Source organism: Collinsella sp. BM28 (genome assembly GCF_054551995.1).
Genome location: NZ_JBTOLJ010000001.1, coordinates 241,109 through 258,869, shown reverse-complemented (window position 1 = coordinate 258,869; position 17,761 = coordinate 241,109). Strand labels below are relative to the sequence as shown.

10 protein-coding genes are annotated in these 17,761 nt (G+C 62.4%); all 10 read right to left on the bottom strand.

What is annotated here, in order from left to right:
• Positions 1–38: 38 nt before the first annotated feature.
• Positions 39–3,623, bottom strand: coding sequence for a transcription-repair coupling factor (mfd, locus tag ACX9NZ_RS01110; protein ID WP_407496605.1), 3,585 nt, complete (start codon positions 3,621–3,623; stop codon positions 39–41).
• A gap of 237 nt (positions 3,624–3,860) precedes the next feature.
• Complete coding sequence (nth, locus tag ACX9NZ_RS01105) at positions 3,861–4,523, bottom strand: endonuclease III (protein ID WP_118653432.1); 663 nt, start codon at positions 4,521–4,523, stop codon at positions 3,861–3,863.
• A gap of 35 nt (positions 4,524–4,558) precedes the next feature.
• Complete coding sequence (gene lgt, locus ACX9NZ_RS01100) at positions 4,559–5,380, bottom strand: prolipoprotein diacylglyceryl transferase (protein ID WP_118653431.1); 822 nt, start codon at positions 5,378–5,380, stop codon at positions 4,559–4,561.
• Positions 5,381–5,483: 103 nt separating this feature from the next.
• On the bottom strand, positions 5,484–5,765 hold the full coding sequence (locus ACX9NZ_RS01095) for a NifU family protein (RefSeq protein ID WP_118653430.1): 282 nt from the start codon (positions 5,763–5,765) through the stop codon (positions 5,484–5,486).
• Positions 5,766–6,096: 331 nt separating this feature from the next.
• On the bottom strand, positions 6,097–7,437 hold the full coding sequence (locus ACX9NZ_RS01090; RefSeq protein WP_294122979.1) for a S1C family serine protease: 1,341 nt from the start codon (positions 7,435–7,437) through the stop codon (positions 6,097–6,099).
• Between the two features lie 205 nt (positions 7,438–7,642).
• Positions 7,643–8,305, bottom strand: coding sequence for a response regulator transcription factor (locus ACX9NZ_RS01085; protein WP_118653428.1), 663 nt, complete (start codon positions 8,303–8,305; stop codon positions 7,643–7,645).
• A 98-nt stretch (positions 8,306–8,403) separates the two neighbouring features.
• Positions 8,404–9,741 carry a glutamine synthetase family protein gene (locus ACX9NZ_RS01080; protein ID WP_118653427.1) on the bottom strand — a complete coding sequence of 446 codons (1,338 nt, stop codon included), beginning with the start codon at positions 9,739–9,741 and terminating at the stop codon, positions 8,404–8,406.
• Positions 9,742–10,063: 322 nt separating this feature from the next.
• A complete protein-coding gene (locus ACX9NZ_RS01075) occupies positions 10,064–12,274 on the bottom strand; it encodes a YhgE/Pip family protein (RefSeq protein WP_407496609.1) in 2,211 nt (736 codons plus the stop codon).
• Positions 12,275–14,917, bottom strand: coding sequence for a YhgE/Pip family protein (locus tag ACX9NZ_RS01070; protein ID WP_407496611.1), 2,643 nt, complete (start codon positions 14,915–14,917; stop codon positions 12,275–12,277).
• 421 nt (positions 14,918–15,338) lie between these two features.
• Complete coding sequence (htpG, locus tag ACX9NZ_RS01065; RefSeq protein WP_407496613.1) at positions 15,339–17,363, bottom strand: molecular chaperone HtpG; 2,025 nt, start codon at positions 17,361–17,363, stop codon at positions 15,339–15,341.
• Between the last annotated feature and the right edge of the window lie 398 nt (positions 17,364–17,761).

Below are 17,761 nucleotides of genomic sequence, written 5' to 3'. Positions count from 1 at the left end.
TCAAACTCGCGCTCGTAGCCTCTTCTTTTCATAGGCACCTAGTCGTCGTCGCCGCTCGGACCGAGCTGAGCCAGAATCCCCAAGGCCGCCTGCACGGGGCCCATGCCGCCGGCGGCCACATCGGCGTTGATGCCGCGACCGACGCCGCTGCCGCTGCCCGCCCCCGCCTTGTAGGGGACCGTGAACTTTCGCGTCTTGGGAAAGGCGATCGCGCCGAGCTTCGTGCGCAGATCGAACGCCACGCCCTTGGGCACGTCAACGCCCTGGTAGGTGAGCTTCCCCGCGATGAGCGCAACGCTCTCGAGACCAAGCCTGTCGGCGCGGATGCGGATGCGCGTGCGGTCGAACAGGTTCTGCGCCGCCTCGGGCAGGGCACCGAACGTCTCCTCGCACTCCTCCTGGAGCTCGTCGACCTGCTCGAGCATGTCCGCAGCCGCGAGCTTGCGGTACACCAGAACGCGACGGTCGACCGCCGGGACGTATTCCTCGGACAGGAAGAAGTCCGCAGGCAGGTTGATGCCCACGGTCGCCTGCTCGACGTCGCCGGCGCCCTCGCCGCGTGCCTCCGCGACCGCCTGCCCCAGCATCTGCGTAAACAGATCGAAGCCCACGCTCGACAGGTTGCCGTGCTGCTCGGCGCCGACCAGCGAGCCGGCGCCTCGGATCTCGAGGTCGCGCATGGCGATGCGCATGCCGCTTCCCAAGTCCTGGAATTCGGAGAGCGCGGTCAGGCGCGCCGTTGCCTCCTCCGTCAACGGCAGCTCGCCGGGGAACATGAAGTACGCGTACGCCTGCGTGGCGGAGCGCCCCACACGGCCCTTGAGCTGGTAGAGCTGCGCCAGGCCCAACCGCTGCGAGTCCTCGATGATCAGCGTGTTGGCGCTCGCGTTGTCGATGCCGCTCTCCACGATGGTGGTGGCGATGAGCACGTCGATCTTCTTGGTGGCGAACTGCACCATCACGTCCTCGACCTCGCGCGGGCTCATCTTGCCGTGCGCCACGCCGATGCGCGCCTCGGGCGCGGCCTCCAGCACGCGCTCAACGGCGTCGTCGATGGTCTTCACGCGGTTGGACACGTAGTAGACCTGGCCGCCGCGGCCGATCTCCAAACGAATGGCCGCGCTCACCACATCGGGGTCGTACTCGCCCACGTGCACCGCCACGGGGCGACGGCCGGTGGGCGGCGTGGTGATGAGGCTCATATCGCGCACGCCGCTCATGGCCATCTGCATCGTGCGCGGGATGGGCGTCGCGGAGAGCGTGAGCACGTCGATCTGCTCGCGCATGTTCTTGAGCTGCTCCTTGTGCTGCACGCCGAAACGCTGCTCCTCGTCGATGATCACCAGGCCGAGCTCATGCGGGTTGACGTCGGCGGAGAGCAGGCGGTGGGTGCCGATGAGCACGTCGACGCGCCCCTCGGCGAAGGCCGCGAGCGCGCGGCGCTGCTGCGCGGGGGTACGGAAGCGCGATAGGACCTCGACCTCCACGCCGAACGGCGCGAAGCGCTCGAAGAACGTCTCGTAATGCTGCTGCGCCAAGATGGTCGTGGGGCACAGCACCATGACCTGGCGGCCGCCGTCCACGCACTTGAACGCCGCGCGCAGGGCAACCTCGGTCTTGCCGAAGCCCACGTCGCCGCAGAGCAGGCGGTCCATGGGCTTGGTCGATTCCATGTCCGCCTTGATGTCGGCGATGGCGTCGAGCTGGTCGCGCGTCTCGTCGTAGGGGAAGCTCTCCTCCATCTCGACCTGGGTCGCGCTGTCGGGTCCGAAGGCGAAGCCCGTGATCGAGCTGCGACGCGTGTACAGGTCGACGAGGTCGAAGGCGAGCTTCTTGGCGCTCTTGCGCGCCTTGGTGGTGGCGCGGCTCCAGTCGGCCGTATTGAGGCGCGTGAGGCGAGGGTTGTCGCCGTCGGGGCCGACGTAGCGCGTGATGCGGTCGACCTGCTCGAGCGGGACGTAGAGCTTGTCGCCCCCCGCGTATTCCAGCAGGAAGTAGTCGCGCTCCTTGCCGGCGACCTCCTGGCGGACGATCTCGGAGAACAGGGCAACGCCGTGCGTGCTGTGAACCACGTAGTCACCCGGCTTGAAGGGGAAGGTGACCTCGGTGATGTCCACGCGCCGGTGCGCGCGCCCGCGCTTGCCGTCCATGCGCGCGTTGAGGTCGGCGAGGCTGAAGACGGCGAGATGCGCCGCGGGGACCACGACTCCGGACGGGATGGGGGCGTCGACGAAGGTCATCCTGCCGCGCGTCAACGTGGGGACGACGCGCTCCCCGCCCTCATCGATGCCGCGCGCATTGAGCGCATCCACGTCGCGCTTGAGGAGCTCGACGCGAACGCGCGCCCCGCCCACGGCGCCGGCGTTCTCGGGCGCCGCCTGGAGGGACTCCTCGAACGGGATGTTCTCATCGGTGAAGGAGAGCTCCATCGACTCGCGCGCGCCGCGGTCGGGAATCGCGAACACGCAGGCGAAGCGGTTGTTGACAACCTCCTGGATCCGGCTCATGAAGCGGTTGTCCGAACCCGCGAGGGCCGGCTGCTCGATCTTGAGCTCCGCCGTCACCGATCCGCCCGCACGGATGAGGCTTACGTAGTTGAGGCGCTGCTGACGCCCAAAGTCAAGCTCTTGAGGCCGCACGTAGAGCCCGTCGAGGCGCGCGATCTTCGCGTCGGCCGCGCGATGCTCGAGGTCCTCGTACGCGCGCGAGCAGTCATCGAACAGCGAGCGCGGTTCGGACAAGATGACCAGTGCATCGGGATGCACGTGCGCGAGAGGGCTCACGGTCTCGCCGTAAAGCAGGGGCAAAAAGCGCTCGAGCTCGGGCGTGACAACGCGCGCCTCGACCAGCTCGAGCAGGGCTGCCAGCTCGGTGTCGTCCTGGGCGGGCAGGTACAGCGCGGCGGAGATCCGCCTCACCGCCTCATCGGTGAGGGCAAGCTCGCGCACGGGGCTGATCTCGACCGAATCCTCGTCGCCGATCGTCTGACCGGTCGATGCCACCATCAGGCGGATGCGGTCGATCTCGTCGCCGAAGAACTCGATGCGCACCGGCGCGGTCGCTTGGGCCGCCCAGATGTCAACGGCATCGCCCAGCACACGGAACAGGCCCGGGGCATCCGCCGCGTCCGCACGGGTGTAGCCCATCGAGACGAGTTGCCCGGGAACCTCCTCAAAGGCAACTTCCTCTCCCACGGAATACGTGCGGGACGCCCAGTACCGGCTCTCGAGCGGCGGGACGCATCGCAGGAGCGAGCGGGCGGATGCGACCATGATGCAGGCGTCGCCGCGCGCGATCCTCGCGAGCGCGGCGCAACGGGCGGCGACCACGGCGTCATCGGGCTCGGCGTTCTTCCACGGATAATCCTTGCGTTCGGGGAAGCGCACAACACGATCCGCACCCACATACGCCGCAATGGAGCGCGCAGCGCGGTCGGCCGCGTCCTCACCCGAGACGATGTACACCGTGGGGCGAGGCCGGCGGGCGAACTGGGCCGCCACCGCGAGGGTGCGGCCCGACTGGGAGATCGCGAGCGTGGCGTCCTCTCCCGCCATGAGCGCCGCGTCGATGTCCTGAAGCGCCTCGGCGGTATAGAGCTGCGCGGCGATACGGTGAATGAGCATGGGGGCACCTTTCCGACGCCAAACACCCGCCCAAACGCGAGCTTGGGCGGGAGTTCGACGCATTCGTATGTTCAAATCATCCTACCGCAAGATGCCCACCGGTCGAAAAACGATTTGCTGCAGTCCGAGCTGCCCATCTCGCGCTCATCGATATTGCTGAAAGCCTCTTCCTGCGGTTGTGCCTTTAAGAAGCTCGTCCACCTGAGAATTCGCGCTTGCGCTGCAACATATCGAGTGCTACCCCACCTTGGCACTCGGACAGATGTCAGCCAGAGGGCACTCCCCACACAAAGGCTTGCGGGCATCGCAGATCTCGCGACCCAGCATGATCCATTGGTGGTTCACGTCGTTCCAGTACTCGCGGGGGAGGATCTTCAAGAGGTCCTGCTCCGTCTTGAGCGGTTCCTTCTCGTGTGTTTTGGGCGAGAGCTTGAGGCGGTGCGCGATGCGGTTCACGTGCGTGTCGACCGCGATGCCGTCCACGATGCCGTACCCTACGTTGAGCACGATGTTGGCCGTCTTGCGCCCCACACCCGGGAGCTTCACAAGCTCCTTCATCTCATTCGGGACCACGCCGCCGTAATCCGCCACGATCATCTGGGCGCATTCGATGCAGTGCTTCGCCTTGGTCTTGTAGAAGCCGAGGGACTTGATGACCTCCGAGAGCTCCTCGTACGTCGCACCCGCCATCGCCTCGGGCGTGGGCCAGCGGCGGAACAGCTCCGGCGTGACTTTGTTCACCTGGGCATCCGTCGTCTGCGCCGACAGCAAGACAGCGATGACCAGCCTGAACGGGGTCTCATGGTCCAAAAAGCACTCGACCGGCCCGTATCGCTCGTTCAAACGACGGCACGTCTCGATCGCGCGTTCGCGCTTTGCCGCATTCGTCTCACGTGGCATCCGCCTTGGCTCCTCTCTTTTAAAGACGCTGACACCTAGAGATGCTGCGGTCGTTTGAAATGGAACGCGAACACGAGCAACACCGCTCCCGCCACGATGAGCGGCAAACTCAGGAGCTGGCCCATGGTGAGCCAGCCGCCAAACAGGTACCCAAGCTGCGCATCGGGCAGTCGTACGAATTCGATTAAAAACCGCACGATACCGTAGCCGAGTACGAACGTCCCCATAATGGAGCCCTGCGGCGGCGTCTTTTTTCGACGGCTCAGCAGGTAGAGCACGGCAAACAGCACAATGCCCTCGAGACACGCCTCGTAGAGCTGACTCGGATGGCGCGGAATGTCGCCGGCAGCCCCGCCGAACACCACACCCCAGGGAAGATCGGTGGGCTTACCCCACAGTTCGCCGTTTACAAAGTTCGCGCACCGCCCCAAGCACAGCGCCAAGGGCACCCCCACGAACGCCGCATCGGCGATGGTCAGCGGCGACAGCCGCAATACGCGACAGGCAATGAGGCCGCCGATGATGCCGCCCACAAGCCCGCCGTGAAAACTCATCCCATTGATGCCATGCCCGTTCGACCCAAAGATGATCTCGAGCGGGTGCTCAAAGTAATACCCATTGCTGTAGAACAGCACGTAGAACAGCCTGCCGCCAATCAACAGGCCAAAGACCACCGAGACCACAAGCGTCATGGCGTCGTCGATGGTAATGGCCATATCCCAGCGCTTGAGCGTACGGTACATCACCACGCCCGCCAGCAGCGCACCCACCATATAGGCAAGGCCATACCAATACACGGTGAAGGGTCCCGCAGAAAATGCGACGGGGTCGAGGCTGTGATAGAGCTCGTTGAGCATGAATGGCCACTCCTATGAGATACGCGCCGAGACGCATGCCCGGCGCGCGAACGGAAAAGAAAGGGTCCCGACGGGCGGCGCCTTCGGGACCCTTGTGCAAACCCTAGAACGGAGCGTACTCGTCGTACAGGTCGTTGGCCGCATCGGCGCCGCCACCCACCTGCTCAACGCGAGTCACACCGGGCACGTGCTCCTTGAGGATGCGCTCGATGCCCATCGACAAGGTGAGCGAGCTCATGGGGCAACCTGCGCAGGCGCCCTGCAGCTCAAGCTGCACCACGCCATCCTCAGTCACGCCCACATATGCCATGTCGCCGCCATCGGCCTGCAAGTTGGGTCGAATCTGCTCGAGCACTTCAAGCAGCAGCTGTTCGTTCACCGCCATGTGCAGTCCCTTCTCCAAACGCAGCTGCGCACTCCGCCGCCGCGCGTCATTCGTTGATAATGGGCATCGCGCCCGCATGTGGAGACACTATACCACGCTCCCCCATGTGCCGCTCCGCACTCAGCCGTAGAGGGCCAGCCTACGCAGATTCGCAGATGCGTCGATGTGCGCCAAACCAGCTCGCCGCGAACGCCGTCGGCGTCCCCCGTTGCCGTTCCCCGTTCTGCCATCGCCCTCTATGCAAAAGCGGGCGCGCCCCCAGTTGGAGCGTACCCGCCATTGTGGCACTACAGTATCGCATCGCCACGAGGGCCATACCGGGGGGCAGGCGCTAGAACCCTCCGCGGCCACCCATGTACTGCTCGAGATACCGGAGGAACTCCTCCTCGGTCATGCCGCCGCTCGAACCGTTGCCGTCGGAAGCGTCCTGCTGCTCGGCCTGCAATGCCTCGTCAGATCCGAGTTCAACCTCGATCTCCTTCTCGTCCTTACCACGCATCACGGTGAGAGTGACCTTGTCTCCCACCTCGTGCTCACGCAAGGCGATAATCAGGCCGTCGGCGGAAGAGATGGGCTCGCCGTCCACCGCCGTCACGATGTCGCCTGCTTCGATCCCCGCAGTTGCGGCAGGACCATCAGCAGTGACCTCGGCAACATAGGCGCCGCTATCGACTGCAAGGTTGTTCTGACGCGCGTTATAGGCGTTCACACTCATAAGCGAGGCGCCCAGGTACGGATGAACAGGCGTTTCGCCGGCGATGATCTGATCCGCGATATTGATGGCGTAATTCACCGGAATGGCAAAACCCACGCCCGAGCTCGAACCCGAGTACGACTCAATCACGGAATTGATGCCGATGAGCTTGCCCTCGTCGTTCACGAGAGCGCCACCGGAGTTACCGGGGTTGATGGCGGCGTCGGTCTGGATCATGTTCGCGTAAATGGAGGTGCCGCTCGTACTCTGAAGTGCGGTGGAACGGTACAAAGCGGAGACGATACCCGTCGAGACGGACTGCTCGTTGCCAAAGGGGCTACCGATTGCCATAACCCACTCACCCACGGTGAGATCATCGGAGTCGGCGAGGTCAATGGGCGTGAGATCGGCGTCCTCGGCGTCCTGGAGGCGGATCACGGCGAGGTCGCTCGACTCATCCGTGCCCACGACCTCGGCCTCATAGCTGTCGCCGCTGTCCGTGCGCACCACCAACGCGGAAGCACCCTCAATTACGTGGTAGTTCGTGAGAATGTTGCCATCGGTGTCGAGGATGACGCCGCTACCGATGCCGCCGGAGTCCTCGGTCTCGCCCTGAGCGGTGATCGACACCACAGATGGCAGAGCCTTGGCGGCAACGGCCTCCGAAAGCGTGGTGTCCTCGGGATCGATCTCGATGGTCTGCGTGGCACCACTGACAGCAGACTCCACATTGGTGCCCGTAATGCGGAATGCGCCGGACATCACGAGCGCGATCACGAGCACGGATCCTACGGCAAGACCGAGCAGGGATGCAAGGAAGATCGGAAGCTTGCGGCTCTTGGTCTTCACCACGGTACGCGTTTCGGTATGCATCGCGGGCATGACGGTGGTCTCCACCGTTGGCTCGGAGTGCGAAGCGAAATGCGGCTCATCCCCCGCAAGGCCGTCCGGGCGCTGCGGGGTCTTGTCGTCAATCATGGAGGTTCCTTTCAACGCTTTCAATCTCAACCGTTGTACCCCAAATACGAGGTTCAACCCCCCGAGAGTCGCGGACTTTAATCAAGTTGTAAGTACCATTAAGTCTTTCGAAAGGCACTCAGGCACTATACGCAACCCACAGCGCGAAAAGGCAACGCGCATGAAAAGGGGCGCGCGCCCTTCGGCACGCGCCCCGGCGCACACGTTATTCCTTAAACAGGTAGCCCACACCACGAACCGTGGAGATGTGACCGGCGATCTGCGGACCCACCTTGCTGCGGATTCGACGGATATGGACATCGACCGTACGCGTTCCTCCACAATACTCGAAGCCCCACACGCGATGCAGCAGCACTTCGCGGCTGTACGCACGGTTGGGATGCGTTGCCAGAAAGCTGAGCAACGAGTATTCCATAAGCGTGAGGTCAACCGGCTCGCCGTCGAGCGATACCTGGTAGGTGGCAAGGTTGATCGTGAGGTTGTCCACGGTGAGGACTTCGTCGACCGCGACGGTCTCGCCATCGCCCAAAAGCTGGCGGGCGCGCGCTTCGAGCTCGGCGTCACTTGCACCCGAGCAAATGAAATCGGAGCGGACATGAGAGGGAAGATGCAGGTCGGAGAGGTTCTCCTCATCCATCATGAGAAGCATGGGCACACCGCCGCGCTGCTCGAGCCACTTTGCCATGGCATCGACGCGATCGGAACGCACCCCATCGCCATCGAGAATAAGGAGGTCGAAATCATGCGCTACGGCAGGCGAATCTGGGGTCGCAATATGCACCTCGACACCTAAGGACGAGGCGAGTGTTCGGACGAAATCATGAAGTCGCGTGGTACGCGCCATGAATAGCACAGACTTTTCGGACATATTCACACCTCCGACGGCATCATCATAACAAATAGGCAGGTCGAGCACGTACATGGCGGTGATATTCGGGCAAGGATCACCGACCGAGGCCCCACTCCCTATGAATTGGCGAGATAGTGATCGAGCTCCCACTCGGTCACTGTGGCGTTGAAGCGATTCCACTCGTCGCGCTTCTTCTTGAGGAAGAATGCATGGATGTGCTCGCCGAGGGCGTCTTTCATGAAATCGGAGCTTTCAAAGACGTCGAGCGCCTCGTCGAGGTTTCTCGGCAGCGGCTCGATGCCGCGGGCGCGCAGCTCGCTCTCGGGCAGACGCAACAGATCGGAGGTCGCCTCCTCGGGCAGTTCGAGTCCGCGCTTGATGCCGTCGAGTCCGGCTGCCAGCGTGACGGTGTTCACCAGATACGGATTGGCCATCGGGTCGGGGCTGCGAAGCTCAATGCGGGCCGCAACCTGCTTGCCCGGCTTGTAGATGGGCACGCGGATCATAGCGGAGCGGTTGCGCATGCCCCACGTTGCATACCGCGGACCGTTACCCACGCCGGCGGAGAGGCGCTTGTAGGAATTCACCGTGGGGTTGGTGATGGCGCTGATTTCGGAGGCATGCGCCAAGATACCGGCCATGTAGCTCTTGGCAATAGGCGACAGGTGGTTCTTGGCGTCGTCACCCCAAAAGACGTTGTTGCCCTCACGGTCAAACAGGGACTGGTGAAGCAGCATCGCCGAGGACGAGCCCTTGGCGATGGGCTTGGGCATGAAAGAGGCGTGGATGCCCGACTCGTAGGCGCAGGTGCGAATGACGTGCTTGGCCGTCATGATGGCATCGGACATGGTGAGTGCCTCGGCGTGACGCATGGAAATGCCGTGCTGCGAGCGGCCGGAGCTGTGGAAGGTGTACTCGACCGGGATGCTCATCTTCTCGAGCATGAGCACGGTGGAACGGCGCAGGTCGCGCGCGGAATCCGACGGCGTGAGGTCAAAGTAGCCAACCTTGTCCATGGGCTCGGGTGTGTGCTCGTCGGGGAAATAGTAGAACTCGAGCTCGGCGCCCACATTCATGATGTAGCCGAGCTTCTCCGCACGATAGAACATGCGGCGCAGGCACTCGCGCGAATCGCCAGCGAACAGCTGGCGGTCGGGCGTGCAGACATCGCAGAAGATGCGCGCGGCGCCGTCGTGCTTGGGGCGCCAGGGCAGGATCTGGAACGTGGAGGCATCCGGGAAGGCCAGCATATCCGCCTCGTCGGGAGAGGTGAAGCCCTCAATGGCGGAACCGTCGAAGCCGATGCCCTCTTCAAACGCGACCTCGAGGTCCTCGGGGCTGATGGCGAAGCTCTTGAGCCTGCCGAGCACGTCGGTGAACCACAGGCGGATGAAGCGGATGTCGCGCTCCTCGACGGTGCGCAGGACGAAATCGATGTTCTGCTGCTGGTCCATATGCGAGCCCTTTCACATGCGATGATGCCAGATTGTCTCCATGTTCGCATAGTTATGTTTCGTCCGAGTTTCCGGCACTCCCCCGCATAAAAGCACCTTGGAAATGAGGGCATGGGCAGAAGGTGCAATGCCGCGAATCGGGCGTTTTTGTAACGAAGATCGAGACGCCCCGGGTAGACGGTCGGTTTGGGCATCAAAGCCCCAGTTGGCGATAGCCCAAAACACCTGTCTACTCGGCCCCTCTGGAAACTCGTTACAAAAACGCCCGATTCGCGGCAATCGACGGCTGAGACCGCGCCGCCGTGCGCTCGGCCGTCGGCCCCTACATGAGCTTGGTCTCCTCGAGCTTCTCGATGATCCACTGGTTCGCGCGAATCACGGGACGGCGGAATACCAGACCGAGCGCGAGCGACGGAAGCAGGTAGCACGCCAAGACACCGAGTTCACGCCAATACTCCATCCCATAGGCTCCGGCCATGGCGGCGTGCATCGCGTTGATGGCATGCGTGAACGGTAGGAACGGATAGACACCTTGGAAAAAGTCGGCCGTCATCTCGATAGGGAACGTACCGCCTGAGCCGGCCACCTGCATGACCAGCAACACAACGGCGATCGCCTTGCCAATATCGCCAAAACTCACCGTGAGCGTGTAGATGATGTTGCTGAACACGAACCCGGCAACCCAGCCCACGAGGAGGAACTGCAGCGGATGGGCACACTGGATCCCAAAGAACATCAGGTCGCCGGCACACACGAGCGTCGCCTGCGCAAAGGCGAGCAACGCGAAGAACGCGTAACGTCCCAGATAGAGCTCGTGCAGGTGAATCGGCGCGAGCGCTTGGATATCGCGCTCATCCACGTTCGCCTTGAGCATTGCGGCAAGCACGATGCCCGCGACCCAGATGGACAGCGTAGTGTAGAACGGCGCCATGGCGCTGCCGTAGTTCTCGATGTGGTACACGGCCTGGCGGTCGAGGGCCACCGGGGCGGCGAGGGCCTCGGCAAGCGATGTCGGGTCCGACCCGATGAGGTCCCGCACCTTCTGCAGGTCGCCCGACGCCACGGCGGCATCGATGCCGTCCTTGAGCTCCTGCAGGCCGTCGGCGGAGGTACTCAGGTCGATTGCGGCGCTGGTAAGCACGCCTTGCGCATCGGAAAGGTCGCTCGAAAGGTCCTTGGATGCCGTCGAGAGATCGGAGGCGGTCGTGCTCAGACTGCTCGCCATGTCCTCGCTGCTCTTGGCGACGCTCTCCACCGCATCGGCGAGCGACGCGATCTCCTGCTCGAGCGTCTCCTTGTAGGAGTCCTTGATCGATGCGATGTCGTTTTTGGCAGAGGCGAGGTTTTCCTTGACGGCTTCTGCCTGCTCGCGAGCGTCGGTGGCACCCGCCTCGAGGGAATCGGCGGCATCCGAGAGGTGCTGTGCGAGCAGTTCCTGCTGGTTAGCGACGTTGCCCACCGTGTTGGCCACGATGTCGATTTGCTGAATGAGCTCGGCCTTTGCCGCATCTGATATCGGCAGACTGTCGACCTTGTCCTCAAGGGAGGCGATCTTCTTCTGCACCGCACGTGCATCCGCCGCCTGTCCCGCTATCTTCGACGAGGCACTACGCAGCTGCGTGCAGGTAGTCGACACGTGTTCATCCACGGTGGCGAACGCGTTCTCTATGGCCGTGGCGGCGGCTTCGTAGTCACCCGCGCTGTCGGCCAGCGCCCCGTTGATGGCGTCAACCGCGCCATCGAGAGCGGCATCCATGTTGGCAAAGCCCGTCTTGGCATCGCTCACCAGTGCCTCGGCACTCGAGCTGGCCTCGCCCGTCTGAGACAACAAGTCGCCCGCAGAATCCAAAAGGCCTGTGGAGGAGCCCAGGACCCCCGTGAACTCGGTCGCCGTCTTGGACGCATCGCGCAGCGTCTCGATGCCCGCCGTGAGTGTGCTGCTCAGGTCCGCCGCGTAGTTGGCGATTTGATCGCCGTCCAGGTAATCGAGCAGGCTCGACGTGGTGGCCAGTCCCACCTCGCTGATAGTCTCGGCGAACGTCTCGTCGATCTGCTTGCGCACCGTACTCGCGGCCTTGTCGGTCACGCGGGGCGCGATGGCGTTGGCCTTTTGGTTCTCGTAGTACACGATCTCGGCGTGCTCGGCATCGCTCGAAAAGACCGTCATCATGCGAGAGCTGAAATCCTCGGGAATCACGACGGCTGCATAGTACTCGCCGGAGCGCACGCCCTCGACCGCCTCGCCCTCCTTGACGAAGACCCAGTCAATGTTGTCGTTCTCACGTAGCGACGAGACGACCGTGTCGCCGATGTTCACGCGCACGGGAATGAGATCGCTCAGATAGCCCTCGTCCGAATTCGCCACCGCGACTTTGAGATTGCCCGTGTTTCCGTAAGGATCCCAGCTGCCCGCAATGTTAAACCAGGCGTAAAGGGTGGGCACAATCACGAGACCCACCGCGACGATGCATGCGACCACGCTGCCGCGCACCCTCGAGAGATCCTGCTTGAGCAGGGCAATGATCTTCTTCATCTACTCCTCGCCTCCCTTCGGGGCGTCTCCGTTGGTGATGTGTGCAGGAGTTCTGCCGGTGAGGCCGCGATCCGGGCTCGCCCCTGCGGCGCGCGCCGGCACCCCGCGCGCGATGCTGCGGCCCAGCTCCTCGCGCAGCTCGTCATCGGGCAGCGAGGTCATACGCGCCTGTGAATTCAGGCTTTCGCGCAGGTACTCGATAAAGATCATGTAGGCATCCGCCACGATGATGGCAACGATCCACAGCACGAGCATCACGAGTTTGCCGTCGATGTCGAGGTCAAGCGTTGCCGTGAGCACGAACAGCAGCACGGGCAGACCAAGCACCAGGCAGAAGCCCGCTTTGATAAGCCGCGGGTACCGGTGCTCGAAGCGCGCGCCGCGCTCGAGGATCTCGCGACGATACGCCTCCGTGTCAAACAGCGCCCGCACGGCGTTGCGCACGGAGAACCGCTCGCGCGGCATGTCGTCGCGCTCGCAGATCATCACGCCCGTGCCGGAGAGCTGGCGGTCGAACAGCAGGTTGAGGTTGAGGAGCTTAGGCCTCAGCCATACGCCCACCACGAGCGCCACGGCCAAAAACACCGCAAGGATGCCCAGGTTGAACAGGTAGTTCATGCCGTACATGCCGCCGATGGTCTCGCGCATCGTGTTAATGCCGTAGGTGAAGGGCAGCAGCGGGTGCAGAGCCTGGAAGAAGTCGGGCATCATCTCGATGGGGTACATGCCTGAGGAACCCGGGATCTGCACAATGACGAGGATGACGCCGATGGCTTTGCCGATATGCTTGAACGCGATCGACAGCGCGTAAATGATGTTCACGTAGACGAACGAGGTGAACACGCCCGCAATCACGAACAACACGGGATGGCTGCACTGGATCCCTAGCACCAAGTCGCCCACGCACACGATGATCGACTGCACGAAGCCGAGCAGGACCATGAGCATCCAGCGGCCAAAATACCCTTGGTTGGCCGTGATTTGGCCCACACCCTCGGTGTCAACCTCAAGCTTGAAGATGGCGATGAGCACAAAGCCACCCACCCACAGAGCCAGGTTCGTGTAGAACGGCGTGACGCCCGAACCGTAGTTCTCGACCGGATACACGGCCTTAGTGGTGAGGGTCACCGGGGCGGACATGAAATCCGCGATGTTAGCGGGGTCCATATCGAGCAGGTTCGCGAGCTCGCGTGTTGCCTCGGAGCTGCGCAGCGCGACGATGTCGGTCTTGACCGTCTCAAGCGTAGCCTGCAGGTCGGCCAGCGTTTCATCGCTGCTCGCCAACGCGCTCTTGGTCTGGTCGAGCATGGCGTTCAGCTGGTCAAGTAGGCCCATGGACTGCGCGATGGTGGGGGTGAGGCTCGTCACGACGCCCGACAGGTCGCCCGAGACGTTCGAGAACGCATCGAGGCCCGCGCTCAGTTGGGGAATGACGCTGGAGTTGAGGGTCTGCTGGGTCTTGCCCAGGTTCTCGACGCTGCCCTGCACGGCGGTGTTGATAGCGTCCGTCGCGGTGGTCGCGGCATCGACGTCTTGGCCGAGTGCATCGCTCTGCGTCTGCAGCGCGTCTTTGGCAGACTGCAGACCGGCATTTTGGTTCTCAAGGTCGCGGATGAAGGCCTCGATATCGCCGTTTGAGCCCAAAGCCGAGTTGTTGAGGTTGCGCAGGGCCTCGAGGGCGCGCGAATTGGAATCGATCACGGCTTGGAAGTTGGAGAGCGATATGTCGATCTTGGTCTTAGCAGCCGAGACGGCGCCCGCCATTGAACCAACGGCGGCGTCCGCCTTCGACGAAGCCGTGCCCAGCTGGGTCGCTCCGTTGGCGAGGGCGGTCGACAGCGCGGTGTGGAACTCGCCCGCGGCCGAACGTGTTGTGCCCAGGAGCTGGTGTCCCTTGTCGAGCGCATCGACAAGCGCAGGCGTCTCGGCGTTCATGCCGGCCAGCGAGCTCTTGGCACTCGTTGCGGCAACCTTGGCGTCGTCGATGGTAGTCGCCATGCCGCCAAGGCCTTCGCGCACACGCTGCAGGGCGTCGACGGAATCGGAGACATTCGCGAGCACGCCCTGCTCCGCGCGCTCCCCCGCCGCGTCCACATCGACCCCGAGCTTTTGCGCCTGCTCGACAAGCGTGCTGCTGACCGTTGCAACAAAGGTCTCGTTCAGCTGCTCCTCGATGGTCTCGGCACCCGTATCGGTCACCTTGGGGGCAATGGCGTTTTTCTTCTCATTCACGTAGTACGTGAGCTCGGGCTGCTCAAAGTCGCCTGTGAGCATGCTCGTGAGCTTTTCGCTGAAGTCCTTAGGAATGACGATCGCGGCGTAGTACTCACCGCTGTACACGCCCTCTTTCGCGCTTTCCGCATCGGTGAAGACCCAGCCCAGGTCGTCGTTTTCCTTGAGCTGCTCGACCGTCTGCTCACCGGCATTGAGCGACCCCGTCAACTCATTTTCAACGCCCTCGTCCTCGTTGGCGACGGCGATTTTCACACCGGAGGTGTTACTGTACGGATCCCAGTTCGCCTCGATGTTGTACCAGGCGTACAATGACGGGATGATGCACACACCAATGGTGATGACCATCGCCACGGGATTGCGCAGTAACCGCTTGAGGTCTCGTTTAAAGATCTGGAAGGCCTTCTTCACGCTCGAACCACCCTTTGACCTTACTATTGCCTTTGTTGGAGCAGAACTATACTACGGTCGTGAGAAAAACAACACGTGTACTGGTAACTATCAATACTTTCTGCAGAATACTCGCAATAGGGCGACACACCTGTGCACATGAAAGGGCGAAAAGAGCCTCTTCTCCAGCGTGCGGAACGTGCAAATACGCAAATGTTGAGATAAAGTCCGCATCCGCCGTGTAGCCATTTGTGCAACAAAGGCTTGACCTGCGGTTATATTGCGGTCAATCTCGCCTTTACTCGCATACCCCCACTTTTAACCCAACATTTGCGTATTTGCGGCGCATCATCCCCCCCTCCGAGCAAAACCGGGGCGCCCTGAGGGACGCCCCGACCAGTCGTATGGCTATAAACTTCCGGCAGATGCGCAAGTAGGCAATCTACATGAGCTCGCAGACGCTCTGGGCAAACGCCACCGGGTCGGCGGGCAGGATGCCCTCGACGAGCAGCGCCTGGTCGTAGAGCAGACCGGCATACAGGGAGAGCTTATCCTGGTCGCCCGCCTCCTGAGCAGCCACGAGCTTGTCGAACACCGGATGCTTGGCGTTGAGCTCAAGCACGCGCTGACTCTTGGGCATCTCGCCGCGATCGGCCTCGGGGCCGCGCGCAAGCACCTTCTCCATCTCGAGCGACAGCGGACCCTCGGTGGTGATACAGGCGGGGGCATCGGTCAGACGCGCGGAGACCGCAACCTTCTCCACCTTGTCGCCGAGGGCCTCCTTCATGGCCTCGAACAGGTCGCCGTGCTCCTTCGTAGCCTCCTCGGCATCCTTCTTCTCGTCCTCGGTCGCGAGGTCGAGATCGCCGGTCGCCACATTCTTGAGCTCGAGGAAGCGGTCCTCGGTCTCGGGCTCCGCACCGTCGGCAACGGCCTTGGCGGCCGCCTCGCGGGCAGCGTCGTCCTCGTAAACCTTGGGCATGTGCTTGGCGGTGTAGCCGCGCATGGCCTGGAAGGTGAACTCGTCGACATCGGCCGTGAGCAGCAGCACGTCATAGCCGCGGTCAAGCACGCCCTTTACCACGGGCATCTTGGCCAGGCGCTCGCGATCATCGCCCGCCGCGTAGTAGATCGCCTTCTGGCCCTCGGGCATGGCGGCGGCGTACTCGGCAAGCGTCACCATCTTGTTCTCGCGCGCGCTCCAGAACAGCAGCAGGTCGGCAAGTTCATCGGCCTTCATCCCATAGCTGGAGTAAATGCCAAACTTGAGCCCACGGCCGAAGTTCTCAAAGAACTTCTCGTACGTCTCACGGTCGTCGTCGCGCATCTTCTCGAGCTCGCTCGTCACGCGCTTCTCCACGCGCTTGGCGATGGCTTTGAGCTGGCGGTCGTGCTGCAGGGTCTCACGCGAGATGTTGAGCGAGATGTCCTGGGAGTCCACCACGCCGCGCACGAAGTTGTAGTAATCCGGCAGCAGGTCGGCGCACTTCTCCATAATCAGCACGTTGGAGCTATAGAGCGCTAAGCCCTTCTCGTAATCCTTGCTGTAAAGGTCGAACGGTGCGCGGCTCGGGATATAGAGCAGCGCGTCGTACTCGAGGGTGCCCTCGGCGTGGAAGCTCACCGTACGCGCCGGGTCCTCAAAATCGTGGAACGTGCTCTTATAAAACTCGTTGTAGTCCTCCTCCGACACGTCCGAGCTGCGTTTCTTCCAGATGGGAGTCATCGAGTTGATGGTCTCGAGCTCCTCGTAGTCCTCGTACTCCGGCTTGTAATCGTCGCCAGCGTCGGCGGGACGTTCCTTCTCGCGGCTCTTGGTGACCATCATCTGGACGGGGTAGCGCACGTAGTTGCTGTAGCGCTTGATGAGGTCCTTGAGCCCCCACTCGGAAAGATACGTGTCGTAGTTCTCGCCGGGCTCGCCATTCTCGCCGGCGACGTTCTCGCGGATGGTGAGGATGACGTCGGTGCCGTGCTCGGCGCGCTCGCCGGGCTCGATGGTGTAGCCCTCAAGGCCGTCGGACTCCCATACGTGCGCCGTGTCCTCGCCGAAGGCACGGCTGACCACGCGGACCTTGGAGGCAACCATGAACGCAGAGTAGAAGCCCACGCCAAACTGACCGATGATGTCGACATCCCCGCCCTGGTGCTCGGCGTTTTCCTGCTTGAACTCCTGGCTGCCGGAATGGGCGATGGTGCCGAGGTTTTCCTCGAGGTCCTCGGCGGTCATGCCGATGCCGTTGTCGGAGACGGTAAGCGTGCGCGCGTCCTTGTCAAACGAGACGCGGATGGCAAGGTCATCGTTGCCGAGCTGAATACTCGAGTCGGAGAGACTCTTGAAGTTGAGCTTGTCCACCGCATCCGACGCGTTGGAGATAAGCTCACGCAGGAAGATCTCCTTGTTGGTATAGATCGAGTTGATCATGAGGTCGAGGAGCTTCTTGCTCTCGGTTTTAAATTGCTGCATACGCGCAACGCCCTTTCTGCTGTCGTCTAGCCGGCTTTCGCCGGCTTGTGCGCCGGCAAGCGGCGCACATCTACTGAACGCCTCCATGGTACCCACAATTGAACTCATAAAACCTAAGCGTTTACCACTTAGATTCAGATGACACAATTGGCATCCTGAAGTCTCAGCCCGTCACCTGCGGGCTATTGGCACCCCGTGGAGAGCAGGCCTCACCGTTCGATGCTCGCTGCGGCCAATTGCGGTCACGATTTATATTCATACAGTATTTGTAATTACGTTGCATCGCGTCTCTAAATCGAAATGGCCGTAAAACCCGTCACTTATGAAGAAATGCACAGCAGTGTGCCGCCCATGCATCAACCGTGATGCACTCGACGCCCAGCCAACGACAAAAAGAG